Origin of the sequence: uncultured Senegalimassilia sp. (assembly GCF_934630535.1) — a bacterium.
Taxonomy (GTDB): Bacteria; Actinomycetota; Coriobacteriia; order Coriobacteriales; family Eggerthellaceae; genus Senegalimassilia.
On sequence record NZ_CAKTVU010000001.1, the window covers coordinates 288,326 to 300,522 of the forward strand.

Genomic DNA, 12,197 nt, shown 5'->3' on the forward strand with positions numbered 1-12,197 from the left:
TCCTTCGCGTGCGGGGAAGCCGCCGCGCCGCGTGCGTTCAGGCGTGGCTCGCTGCAGATCAGCGGTTCTCCTCGACGACCTCTCGATAACTCTTCGCATCATTATAGAGCTCGTCCGTAAGCGGGTTAAGGCGCCGTGCGCGGATTCGGCGTAGCTGGTAGGCGGCAAGGGCCACATTGGCGATGAGCGCCACCAGGCTGACGGCGAAGAACGCGTTCGGGTTGTGGGTCGTGGGGGTCTCGGCGAACGTTACGGGCGCTCTACCATGGTTTTGACGCGGCCCTTCTCGTCCCATGCGGCCGCGTAGCCGAACTCCTCCAAGTTGGCAAGCGCTGCCTCGCGCTGGCCTTCGGGGACGTCGATGCTCTCGAGGTACACCCTGCGGAAACGCGGGTTGTCGATGTAGAGCTCCTGCTTGAAGGGGTTGCGCTTCTTGCCGAAGATCGTGTAGGCCTGGTAGATGAACACGCCCGCGTTGAAGATGAGCGCGATGACCGAGATGGTCATGTGAGCTGCAGGGTTGTTGGTGGAATGGACCACGAACGCCGGATGCAGGAAGAACCAGGGGATGGTCATGGTGACGATCATGTTCACGGCAAGCGTGCGGACGCGGTGCTGCGCGTAGGCGCCGCGCTTGATGAAGAACGCCGGGATGGTGCAGGCGGCAAGAAGCACCAGGCCACAGTACATGGAGCGGTCGGAGACGCTGTTGTAGGTGTAGGCGAAGTTCCACAGGTCGTAGCCGATGATCCAGAACCACAGCTGATCGGGCCAGACGTAGTCCTTCTTCTTGCCGCGGCTGACGATGATGCCGAAGAAGCCGCAGATGCAGATGGCGTTCAAGATGCCGGCGATGCCGTTCATGACGTTCCACGGGCCGCCGACCACCATGTAGCCGTCGACGATGCCGTTGATGCCCGTGAGCTGGAAGTCGCGGATGCACGCCTCAAGGATGTTGATGGCGAAGATGATGGGCGGTATGCACACGACGTACTTCTTCTGGAAGGCGGGGAAGTAGACGATCAACCAGCCCAAGATGGCTCCGGCCAAGCATGAGTAGGTTTTCACCCACTGGAACCACGTGCCGGCACCTGTGCCTTCGACCGCGGTATGGGGCCAGACGAAGACGGTCAGCGCGATCGGCAGTGCGATGAATATGACGGCGCCGACCCATTTGTTCAAGCGCGACAGCTCGTTCATGCCGATCAGGAATGCCAGGTACAGCAACACGCTCACGCATGCCGTCGCCGATAGCGGTTCATAGAAAAACATAGCGGATCCCTCCTCCTTGTATGCCTGCGGGCCGTTTTGGTGCCGTCGGGCAAACTCGCGACGGCGTTCCCTCGGCTCGACCCACTCCCTTCGGCGAGAGTGTAGCAAGGGCTTTTTCCGTTGGTTTGACGGTTCGCCCTTGATTCGTCAGGGATGGGCTTCGGCGGCAAGCGGTTGTTTTTCGCCGGGAAACGAGATTGACGGATCGGTAACGGTTGAAAAATATTTTGCCGAAAAGGGCGTCGATCGTTATGCGGAATGAAGAGGGTTTCGCTGGAAAATACGCGCCGAAACATAAGGATTATCGAATCAGGCAATCATTTTTCCTTACGGATTGCTGGAGTTTGTCCCATAGAAGCCGGCCGCATATTTGTCGAAAATCCATTGACAATGACAATCGTCGTCAAGTTTAATGCGCTCTGACGCAAGTCGTGGGAAAACGTATTTGCGCAACCTCATTGAAGGCTGTCAACAGAAAGGGTATTGCCATGGCGGATAACGTGGTAGTGGCAAGGAACACCGAGAACGCACCGAAGTGCCCGATGTGCTCTCAGACCGTCGCTTTCTCCCATTACAACAACCTCTCGGCCCAGCTGCCTGTCGATCCTAAGACCGGCGCAATCGTCGAGGGCGGTGTCAAGGAGCAGGCAGAGCAGTGCTTCCGCAACATCGCAGCCATCGTTGCGAGCATCGATCATGACCTGAACGACGTCGTTCGCGTCACCATCTTCGTCAAGGACATCATGGACATCGACGTTGTGGAGAGGGCCTACAAGTCCTTCTTCACCACCTACGTGCCCGCCCGCACCATCGTTGCCGTCAACGATCTGCCCATGGGCGCCCTGGTCCAGGTTGAGGCTCTGCTCACCAACGGCGAAGGCACCATCCCGAACGAGCCCCAGGCCGGCGACCTGGTCAAGTACGCCAACAACACCCACAACGCCCCGTTCGACGCGATGTCCACGCAGTCTGTGGCGTTCTCCCACTACAACAACATCACCGCTCAGCTGCCGATCGACCCGGTTTCCAACCAGATCGTCATGGGCGGCGTGCAGGAGCAGACCGCTCAGTGCCTGAAGAACATCAAGGCCGTCCTGACCGCCATGGATGTTCCGTTCGACGACATCGTCAAGGTCACCGTCTTCCTGAAGGATCTCGGCGACGTTGAGGCCATGAACGAGATCTACAAGCGCTTCTTCCCGGATTCGGGCATCGCCCGCGCCGTCAACTACCTGCCGGCCCGCACCGTGGTCGAGGTCGCCGACTTGCCGCAGCACGCGCTCGTGCAGATCGAGGCCGTGTGCTCCCACGGCGACGGCACCCCGCCGCAGGCCGTCGAGGCCCGTCATGGCCTGATCATCGAGGCCAACAACATCGCCAACGCTCCGAAGGACGAGCTGTCCTCCCAGACCGTGGCGTTCTCCCACTACAACAACATCTCCGCCCAGCTCGGCGTTGACCCGGCAACGGGCGCGCTGGTCGCCGGCGGCGTGAAGGCCGAGACCGAGCAGGCTCTCAAGAACATCAAGGCCATCATCGAGAGCGTTGACCATGTCCTGGAGGACTGCGTCAAGGTGAACATCTTCGTGAAGGACATGAACGACATGGACGCCGTCAACGAGGTGTACGCTCAGTTCTTCCCCGAGGGAATCCCCGCTCGTCGCGTGGTCGGCGTTGCGAACCTGCCCATGGGCGCCGCCATCCAGATCGACGCCATCTTCGGCAACTTCGAGGGCACCCCGCCGATCGCCTAGCGCATCATCCGCGGATCCTTGTCGATCATCGGGCAACCGATGGTTTTGGAAAGGGAACGGGTTTTCACCCGTTCCCTTTTTGCGCTTGGGGAAGGTTTGGGTGACTTGAAGCTCCGTATCGCTTGCTGCTCGGGCCTTTTGGCTTGAGATTCGCCACATGGTCTTGCTTTATGGGGAAAAACGTGGGCATTATGACTTTTCACGATGTAAGGGCGCGGGGAAGCCGCGTCTTAATTGGTGGTACGGGGAAACCAAGGAATGGATGCGGGGCGCCTGTTGCATGCGGGCGTCTTGACGCATCGGGAAAGGACGGCATTCATGAAATGGAACGTGGTCACGGATTCAAGCTGCGACCTTATTCCGTCAGACTATCGATCCGATGCGATCGAGCTATCCAGCGTGCCGTTCGAGATCAGCGTCGGCGTTCGCGGGTATACCGATGACGAGCAGCTTGATATCGAGGAGATGCTGCGCGATATGGAGCAGGAGAAAACCGCCAGCTACACCTCGTGCCCCGCTCCGGGCGCGTGGCTTGAGCAGTTCGAGAAGGCCGATCGCACCATCGCCATTACCATCTCGTCGCAGCTGTCCGGCAGCATGAACAGCGCGCTTACCGCCCGCGATCTGGCGCTTGAGGCGGATCCGGATAAGAAAATTGCCGTGCTGGATTCCCGTTCTACTGGGCCTGAACTGGTCCTTTGCGTACGCGAGATTGAAAGGCTCGCCCGCGAGGGCATCGGCTTCGACGAAGCGGTGGACCGAGCGAACGCGTTTCTGGATAAGACCAAGGTGATTTTCGCGCTTTCGTCTTTCGAAAACCTGATCAAAAACGGCCGTATGCACAAGATGGCGGGCTTCCTTGCCAAGGCGCTTGGCATGTGGGGCATCGGCAGCGCCAGCGATGAGGGTCGAATCGTCGTCGAGGGCAAAACGCGCGGTCCGAAACGTACCGTTCGCGCGCTGATCGAGTGCATGAGGGAGCGCGGGTTTTCCGGCGGCAACGTTGCCATCAGCCATTGCGACAACCATGCTGTTGCCCATGCGCTTAAGGATGGCATTTTGAACGCATGGGCGGACTCCCAAATCGAGATCCTTCCGACCAGGGGCCTTTGCAGCTACTATGCTGAACGTGGCGGTTTAATCGTCGGCTTTTAGCTGGTATATCGTCGCGTCGCGCGTTGTTGATTACAGAGATACGGTTTCGTTAGCAACAGCGTTTTCGAAATGGTTGAGCCGCGCTCCAAAAGATTGTTTGAGCGCGGCTCGTTTTGCTTGACGGGACGTCATAGACGCAAATCCTACTCCTGCGTGATGCATCGCGTCCAGGGCAGAGTAAATGACAGGGGTCGCATAGGGCAGGGACCCTGCTCTTTTAGGTTACAGGTCGTCGGGGCAGTCTAGCTCCGCTTCGATTTTCGCGCGCCGCTGCTTTGCCTCGAAGAACGCCAAGCACAGTGCGCCGAATACGGCAACGAAGATGGTGACGCCGAACACTACGCCCGTTGCCAGGTTCGCTCCCCAATAGATGTTTTCGATTGGCACGATCTGCGCCTCGGCGATGCAGCGCATAGCAGCGATGGCAAGTGCGCTTGCGATGCCGGTGATGCCCGAGATGAGCAGGAAGTAGCCCGTGGGGATGTGCTCGGTTTGCCCGAAGCGGTTGGTATCGACATACCCCTTCCGAGTTTGCATCACTGCGCAGATGACCATCACGATGAAAAGCCATGCGTACATGACGGCGTCAACGGGATTCGCGAAGAGGCGAAACGCTTCGTCGGCGCCATCGTGCACCCATGCTACCTGCTGAGCCATGATTTGATACACAAGCAACGTGAGCATGCCGAACGATAGCAGCATGAACCCAAGCTTGTAGATTTTCGCGTTCTCGGCCTCGAGGCGCTCGTCCTTCTGACCTGCGTATTCGCGCCATTTCTGGGCAAGTTTCATATTTTGCAGCTTCATGATTCCCTCCTAAAAGGATATGTTCGAGTTTGGGTTAACGTGCTGGGTTGCAGATGGCGAAACTGGGTTAGCGATCTTCGTCCCAGAAAAGATCGTTTAGGGTGACATGAAGGGTTTTGCAAATGGCGACGCATAAATTGAGCGTGGGGTTATAACCGCCCGCCTCGATAAGGCCGATGGTTTGGCGTGTGACGCCGACGGCTTCGGCTAAATCGGATTGCGAAAGGCCGGCCGCTGCGCGCGCTGCCTTCATGCGTAGGTTTTTCTGGCCTGGCATGGGCTTCCTTTCGATATATGGACAAATATCCGTTGCAACATGCCAGAAATATATTGCATCCAAATCACAATGTCAACTATATATTGCATTATGAAATGTAAATGCGGCATATTCGCTATCGGTACAAGAAGTGTTGCAAACGATTTCTCGCAAAAAAGGCGCCTTGCAAAGAGTAGCGCGTTTCGGACAGTCGATATGTCGCTGTGAGTTTATTCTTGCTCTAGGGTGGAGGTTGTGGTGCTTGGTCAATCTGCTTGGTGGCCAATCTGGGTGATTGAATTAGCTACAGCCTCACGCCTACCGGCGCTGGATGATTTTCGAGGAATTTCTCGACCGTCGTCTTCTTCTCGTTGCCGTGAAGGCTTTCGTAGGCCAGTGGCGATAAAGCCTTGAACAAGGAAAGCATGTCCGCGTCGAAGAGCTAGTGCTCGTCACCCTGGAAGCGCTCGGTGAGAGCCCGGTCGTACGCATTGCGCAGCGCGAGCTCGAAGTGCGCGATGTCTCCCATGAGAACGCGCCCCAGCATGAGGTTCCATTCGTGCAGCTCGAGCGCGCGATCGATGTTGCCGTCGCAAAGATCGAGGTAAGAAGAGAGCCTTGACGACGAAAGCCAGCGCTCCGTCCACTCGTGCTGTGCTTCAGTTTTGGGGCGCCCGCATGCGTTTGCCATAAGGTTTCTCCTGTAGATACAAATTTAGGCCCGGTGACTTGAATCAGCGGTCATCCCGGGCCCATCATCAATCATTATATTCGCCGTTGCCGGTGCTGACAAATGTCCCACAATCGAATCAGCTATGGGCTCTGTCGATTGAATAGGCGCGCTTGGAGCGCATTGCGGCGCTTCGCTTCGCTAGATCGGCTTGATGGGATGGCGGATCACGGTCTTGAGCTTCTCCGGCGAGCACTTGCGCGGGTCGGAGAGGTAGATCTCGTGATGAAGGCGAGTGCCAGTGAAGTCGGGCGCATAGCCTTGCTCGGCTGCGCATGCGTGCATGGCGTCTATGGTCGCCGGCTCGCCGTCGTAGGGCCCGGTGTGCATGCATTGAACGCATAGGCCCTCGTCGACCTTCAGCATCTCGACCGCTGAGAAGTCAAGCTTCTTTTTGGCGGCAGCCTCCGAGACGGCCCAGTCGAAATCGTCGCGAGTGACGAAATCGGGCAGGCGGATGCAGGAGATGAAGTTGAAATCGCCCTTCCGCGCATAGCCGATCTGACCGCCTGCAGGGTCCTGCCACCAGAACCCCTCGAGCGGCGGCACGACGAAATCGAAATATCCTTCGATTTCGTGCGGGCCCTTCTTCGACATCTTGATGGCGTAGGCCACGCCGTAGAGCAGCGGCATGGCGCCCTGGTACTCGCCGCTTTCGATATTGGGGTCGCCCTTGCCGCGCACGGCAATGTAGCTCATGGGCGGAATGGTCAGGATGCTCGGTTTGCACGACGGCTTGTAGAGATCCTTGAATTCCTTCTTGAAATCGTATGCCATTGCAGCCGCCTTCCCGAAATTTGGGCTTCTTGCCGATACCGGTCCAAACATAGCGATAGGCGCGGCTTCGGAAGAAACCGCGCCTATCGGCAGCCATTATATCACAGAACCGAACGGGTGTTCTATTCCCACTCCACCGTGCCGACGGGCTTGGGGGTGAGGTCGTAGCACACGCGGCAGATGCGGGGGACCTCAGCGGTGATGCGGGCAGTGATGCGCTTGAGCAGCGCCCAGTCAAGCTCGGGGACCTCGGCGGTCATGACGTCGACCGTGTTGATGCAGCGGATGATGCAAGGCCAGTCGTAGGCGCGCTTGCCCTCGCGCACGCCGGTTGCGCGGAAGTCGGGCACCACGGCGAAGTACTGCCAGATGGTCAGGCCGGCGTTGTCGATCTCCTCGCGCACGATGGCGTCGGCCTCGCGCAGCGCCTCCAGGCGGTCGCGGGTGATGGCGCCCAAGCAGCGAACGCCCAGGCCAGGGCCGGGGAAGGGCTGGCGCTCGACCATGTTCTCGGGCAGGCCGAGCTCGCGGCCGACCACGCGCACCTCGTCCTTGTACAGCAGCTTGACGGGCTCGCACAGCTCGAACTGCAGGTCATCGGGCAGGCCGCCCACGTTGTGGTGCGCCTTCACGCCGTCCTGGGACTCCAGGATGTCGGGGTAGATGGTGCCCTGTGCCAGGAAGCTGACCTCGTTGCCGACCTTGCGGGCCTCCTCCTCGAACACGCGGATGAACTCGGCGCCGATGATCTTGCGCTTGGCCTCGGGCTCCTCGACGTCGACGAGCTTGCCCAGGAAGCGGTCGGTTGCGTCCACGTAGACCAGGTTCGCGTCCAGCTGGTTCTTGAACACGTCGATGACCTGCTCGCTTTCGCCCTTGCGCATAAGGCCGTGGTTGACATGCACGCAGATGAGCTGCTTGCCGATGGCGCGGATGAGCAGCGCTGCCACGACGGAGCTGTCGACGCCGCCCGAAAGGGCCAGCAGGACCTTCTTGTCGCCGATCTGCTCGCGGATGGCAGCAACCTGTTCGTCGATGAACGCCTGGGCGAGTTCGGGGGTGGTGATGCGCACCATGTCGTCGGGACGCTTGTTCGGATCCATGCAGAGCTCCTTTAGTTCGCGGGTATGCGCTGCTGTACGCAACGCATGAGTCATAACTCCATATTATATGCGGTTAGGTCCAGGTTTTCCTTTGTCGAGACCTGCTTTTTGCCCTCGAGCAGCGGATTTACCCTATTCGGCGGCAGGCGGGCCGTGCTCGTGTGTCGTTAGGGGGCGACATTCGATTCCCTCTCGATGGCATGGGTCGCGCGTTTTGCGCGGTTACAGGGAACGCTCCTGCAGCGTTGGCGCAGGAGCGGCCGCGTTGCCGGTGCGTGCCGGCAGGGTTTTCTCCTGGTAGGATACGGGTACGGTATCAACGAAGAGGGGGTTCCATGAAGTACAGGCGTTTGGGCAGGACGGGGCTTGAGGTCAGCGAGATCGGTTTCGGTGCGGAATGGATGCCGGGCGATGACCAGGAGAAGGTTTCCCGTCTGGTTGATTTTGCGGCGGAGCAGGGCGTCAACATCGTGGATTGCTGGATGGCGGACCCGGCGGTGCGCAGGGTTTTGGGCAACGCCGTCTGCGCGCATCGCGATAGGTGGATCGTGCAGGGGCACTTCGGCGCCACCTGGCAAAACGGCCAGTACACCCGCACGCGCGACATGGATGCGGTGGTCCCGGCATGGGAGGAGCTGCTGGCTTGCTTCGACGGGCATATCGAACTGGGACTGATCCACTTCGTGGACGCGGTCGCCGAGTTCGAGCAGATCATGAACGGCCCCTTCATCGAGTACGTGCGTGCCGAGAAGGCTGCCGGGCGCATCGATCACATCGGCCTGTCCACGCACAATCCCGAAGTTGCGCTGCAGGCTGCAGCTACGCCGGACATCGAGATGATCATGTTCTCCATCAATCCCGCCTACGACATGCTGCCTGCTTCTGAGGACATCAACGACCTGTTCAAGGAGGAGTACCAGCCCGGCCTTGAGAACATGGACCCGCAGCGCAAGCGCCTGTACGCGCTGTGCGAGGAAAACGGCGTGGGCATCACCGTCATGAAGCCGTTCGCGGGCGGGCGTCTGTTCGACGCCGGGAAGTCGCCGTTCGGTGCGGCGATGACCCCTGTGCAGGCCTGCCATTATTGCCTGACCCGTCCCGCGGTCGCCTCCGTGTTGGCTGGCTTCAGGGACATCGAGGAATGCGAAGGCTGCCTGGCGTACGAAACCGCCGATGACGAGGCGAAAAACTACGCGTCCATCTTGGCCAACGCGCCGCAGCACGCCTATTTCGGCAACTGCATTTATTGCGGGCATTGCCAGCCTTGTACCGTGGGCATCAACATTGCCGAGGTGAACAAGTATTCCGACTTGGCGCAGATGCAGGATGAGGTGCCCGCATCCGTGCGCGACCATTACCTTGCCCTTGAGGTTCGCGCCGGGGATTGCACCGGATGCGGCGCCTGCGAGGCGAACTGCCCGTTCGGCGTGCCTATTGCGCAGCGCATGGAGGAAACCGCCGCGTTGTTCGGCGCTTAGCGGGGAAGGGGCGCGTCGGGGACTTCGACACGGTTTCCGGCATGAGGGACTTCGGCGGGATGGGCCCGTTGGCCGATCGTCTCCATGTTTAGCGGCTTTGCAATTGCGGCGTGCCGATCTGTTTTGCGGCTTCAGAGCAATGAGTCGATGCTGTATGACTTGGTTTTCTCCCTATTTGCACTCAGCTGCGAGCTATCGCTTGCTTTACGAGAATATTTTCATCCGCGATTATAGGCTCTTGCAAATATTATCATCGTCTGTGTATAATCGGCGAAATGACAGGCGCCCCTTCGCATGCGGAGGGGCGCCTGGTGGTATGGGGACAAAAAGAAGGGAACCGCTATGAAAAAGATGAAGACCCGTTTGGCCGCGATTGCAGCCGTGGCGCTGAGCGCCGTGCTCGCTTGCGGCGTGCTGGCCGGATGCTCCTCCGACAAGGGCGAGCAGAAAGCCGAGCAGCCGGAGCAGACCGCCGCGGCAAGCCTTGAGGGCAAAAGCCTCAATATCTATTGCGGCGCCGGCATGACCAAGCCGTTCCAGGAGATCGCCGATGCCTTCAAGGCGCAAACCGGCTGCGAGATGAATATCACCTTCGCCAACGCCGCGCAGATCCAGACGCAGATCAACACCACGCAGGAGGGCGACTTCTTCATCGCCGGCTCCGCCGATGAGCTCAAGCCCGTCAGCGACTATGTTGCCGCCAGCACCGACCTGGTCAAGCACATCCCCGTCCTGGTGGTGCCCGCCGACAACCCCAAGGGCATCCAGACCGTCAGCGACCTGGTGAAGTGCGACACCCTTCTGCTGGGCGACCCGGAGTCCACGCCGATCGGCAAGATCGCCGTCAAGGCCATGACCGACGCCGGCATCATGGAGCAGGTCAAGCAGTCCGGTTCCATCACCACCTCCACCACGGCTCCGCAGATTGCCGAGGCCCTGGCCAAGGGCGAAGGCGACGCCGCCATCGTATGGAAGGAGAACGCGGGCAAGGACGGCCTGACTATCCTTGAGAACTCCGGCATGGAAAATTACGTCAAGACCGTTCCGAGCGCCGAACTCACCTGCGCCGCCGACGCGGACGCCGTCAAGGCCTTCTCCGAGTTCCTGCAGAGCGAAACCGCCAAGAACATCTGGACCAAGTTCGGCTACGAGCTGGTGTAACGTATGTTTGCGGCACCTGAGCCAAAACGTCACAGAGGTCGCAAGCGCAACATCTTCCCGGCATTGTGCATGCTGGTAACGGGGATGGTGCTCCTGTTCATCGGGAGCGCCATCTTCGCCATTGTGGCAGGCGGCATCTCGCATTTCGGCGAGGCCATCAGCTCCGAGGAGGTGCTGTTCTCCTTGCGCATGAGCGTGACCACTTCGAGCATCTCCACCGTCATCTGCCTGTTGCTGTCGCTGCCGACCGCCTATGCGCTGTCGCACGTGGCGTTTCCCGGCAAGCGCTTGGCCGAGATTTTGATGGAGTTGACGCTGTCGCTGCCTTATATCCTGCTGGGCTTCGCCTTGCTGCTGATCTTCTCGTCGCCGTTTGGCAAGGCGCTCAAGGAGGCGGGTTTCGCCGTGGTGTTCTCACCTGCGGGAATCGTGTTCGCTCAGATGATCGTGAACCTTCCCTTCGCCATCCGCATGATGCGCACCGCCTTCGTCGGCGTCAATCCGCGCATCGAGTTCGTGGCGCAGACGCTCGGCGCCATGCCCTGGGATGTGTTCCGCACCATCATCGTGCCCATGTGCCGCAACCAGATCATCAGCTGCTTCGTGCTGACCTGGGCGCGCGGCATGGGCGAGTTCGGCGCCACGCTCATGCTCGTGGGCGTGACGCGCATGAAGACCGAGACCCTCCCCGGCAGCATTTACCTGAGCATCTCGACGGGCAACACCGAGACCGCCATGGCCACGGCCATGATCATGCTGCTGGTGTCGGCGTTCACGTTGGTGGTGGCCAACGTGCTCGACCGCCCCACGGGCGAGAGCCGCGTGGGAAGGGCCGGCAAGGGCCTGGGCGTGAAGCGCATGAAAGCGTGCGGGGAATGCGAGGGAAGGCGATGAGTGGCGGCAGCATCGAGGTCCGCGATATGGTGGCGCGACGCGGCAGCTTCTCGCTGCGCGTCGATAGCCTGCATATCGAGCCGCACGAGATATTCGCCATCGTGGGGGAGACGGGCGCGGGCAAGACCGTGCTGCTCGAGGCGATCGCCGGCGCGTTCCCCCTGGAAAGCGGCAGCATCCTGCTCGACGGCAAGGACATCCGCTGCCTGCCCGTGCAGCAACGGCGGCTGGGGATCGTCTATCAGGACCATGCGCTGTTCCCGCACATGACGGTTGCGGAGAACATCGGCTACGGCTTGAGGATGGCGCGCGTGCCGAAGGCGGAGGCGGCAAGCCGCGTGGACGAGATGCTCGACCTGTTCTCCATCCGCCATATCGCCGACCGGTACCCCGGCATCATCAGCGGCGGCGAGGGCCAGCGCACGGCATTGGCGCGCGCCCTGGTGCTGCAGCCCGAGATCCTGCTGCTCGACGAGCCGTTCTCGGCGCTTGACCCCACCACCAAGAAGCGCATGTACGAAACGCTGCGCAACGTGCACGGCCGTTTCCGCTGCACCGTGGTGTTCGTCACGCACGACTTCAACGAAGCGCGCAGCCTAGGGCATCGCGCGGGCATCATCCTGGACGGCGCGCTGCAGGCGGTGTGCCCTGCCGACGAGCTGTTCACGCGCGAGTTCTCCCCGCAGGTCATGGCGTTTCTGGGCCGCGGCGAGGGCGAGCCGCGGTAGACGACGGGCCGCGGGAAGGGAAGCCGTCTCGGATCGTGCGTGCGGCGGGCAGCGGGAAGGGAAGCCGTCCCGGGCCGCACGC

Annotated in this window: 13 protein-coding genes; 6 read left to right on the plus strand and 7 right to left on the minus strand. The window is 60.4% G+C overall.

Annotation, left to right across the window (positions count from 1 at the left end; translation table 11 throughout):
- Window positions 1–58: 58 nt before the first annotated feature.
- Both Q0D52_RS01350 and Q0D52_RS01355 read right to left on the minus strand, forming a co-directional pair.
- Window positions 59–295, minus strand: a complete 237-nt coding sequence (locus Q0D52_RS01350) for a DUF5692 family protein (RefSeq protein ID WP_294379670.1) — start codon at window positions 293–295, stop codon at window positions 59–61.
- The gene (locus Q0D52_RS01355; RefSeq protein ID WP_294379672.1) at window positions 250–1,272 is read right to left on the minus strand and encodes a DUF5692 family protein; all 1,023 of its coding nucleotides are present in this window, start codon (window positions 1,270–1,272) and stop codon (window positions 250–252) included. Before Q0D52_RS01355 ends, Q0D52_RS01350 begins: the two co-directional genes overlap by 46 nt.
- Window positions 1,273–1,760: 488 nt before the next feature.
- Here Q0D52_RS01355 and Q0D52_RS01360 point away from each other — a divergent pair, with 488 nt between their 5' ends.
- Window positions 1,761–3,026 (plus strand): RidA family protein, encoded by a 1,266-nt coding sequence (locus Q0D52_RS01360; protein WP_294379673.1) that lies wholly within the window; start codon window positions 1,761–1,763, stop codon window positions 3,024–3,026.
- 318 nt (window positions 3,027–3,344) lie between these two features.
- Window positions 3,345–4,181, plus strand: coding sequence for a DegV family protein (locus Q0D52_RS01365; RefSeq protein ID WP_294379675.1), 837 nt, complete (start codon window positions 3,345–3,347; stop codon window positions 4,179–4,181).
- Window positions 4,182–4,403: 222 nt separating this feature from the next.
- Here Q0D52_RS01365 and Q0D52_RS01370 read toward each other — a convergent pair whose 3' ends face one another.
- The 5 genes from Q0D52_RS01370 to guaA all read right to left on the minus strand — a co-directional run bounded on the left by Q0D52_RS01370 (window position 4,404) and on the right by guaA (window position 7,854).
- Window positions 4,404–4,988 carry a hypothetical protein gene (locus Q0D52_RS01370; RefSeq protein ID WP_294379676.1) on the minus strand — a complete coding sequence of 195 codons (585 nt, stop codon included), beginning with the start codon at window positions 4,986–4,988 and terminating at the stop codon, window positions 4,404–4,406.
- Between the two features lie 67 nt (window positions 4,989–5,055).
- A complete protein-coding gene (locus Q0D52_RS01375; RefSeq protein ID WP_294362268.1) occupies window positions 5,056–5,265 on the minus strand; it encodes a helix-turn-helix transcriptional regulator in 210 nt (69 codons plus the stop codon).
- Between the two features lie 421 nt (window positions 5,266–5,686).
- A complete protein-coding gene (locus Q0D52_RS01380; protein ID WP_294379679.1) occupies window positions 5,687–5,935 on the minus strand; it encodes a hypothetical protein in 249 nt (82 codons plus the stop codon).
- A 180-nt stretch (window positions 5,936–6,115) separates the two neighbouring features.
- A complete protein-coding gene (locus tag Q0D52_RS01385; RefSeq protein ID WP_294379681.1) occupies window positions 6,116–6,751 on the minus strand; it encodes a GyrI-like domain-containing protein in 636 nt (211 codons plus the stop codon).
- A gap of 122 nt (window positions 6,752–6,873) precedes the next feature.
- Entirely contained in the window at window positions 6,874–7,854 is a 981-nt protein-coding gene (guaA, locus tag Q0D52_RS01390) for a glutamine-hydrolyzing GMP synthase (RefSeq protein ID WP_294379683.1), read from the minus strand.
- A 335-nt stretch (window positions 7,855–8,189) separates the two neighbouring features.
- Here guaA and Q0D52_RS01395 point away from each other — a divergent pair, with 335 nt between their 5' ends.
- From Q0D52_RS01395 to Q0D52_RS01410, 4 genes are all read left to right on the plus strand, one after another.
- Window positions 8,190–9,332, plus strand: a complete 1,143-nt coding sequence (locus Q0D52_RS01395) for an aldo/keto reductase (protein ID WP_294379685.1) — start codon at window positions 8,190–8,192, stop codon at window positions 9,330–9,332.
- A 342-nt stretch (window positions 9,333–9,674) separates the two neighbouring features.
- Window positions 9,675–10,493 (plus strand): molybdate ABC transporter substrate-binding protein, encoded by an 819-nt coding sequence (gene modA, locus Q0D52_RS01400; RefSeq protein ID WP_294379687.1) that lies wholly within the window; start codon window positions 9,675–9,677, stop codon window positions 10,491–10,493.
- 69 nt (window positions 10,494–10,562) lie between these two features.
- Window positions 10,563–11,387 (plus strand): ABC transporter permease, encoded by an 825-nt coding sequence (locus Q0D52_RS01405; protein WP_294379689.1) that lies wholly within the window; start codon window positions 10,563–10,565, stop codon window positions 11,385–11,387.
- Entirely contained in the window at window positions 11,384–12,115 is a 732-nt protein-coding gene (locus Q0D52_RS01410) for an ATP-binding cassette domain-containing protein (RefSeq protein WP_294379690.1), read from the plus strand. The genes Q0D52_RS01405 and Q0D52_RS01410 overlap by 4 nt, the downstream gene beginning before the upstream one ends.
- Window positions 12,116–12,197 lie beyond the last annotated feature (82 nt).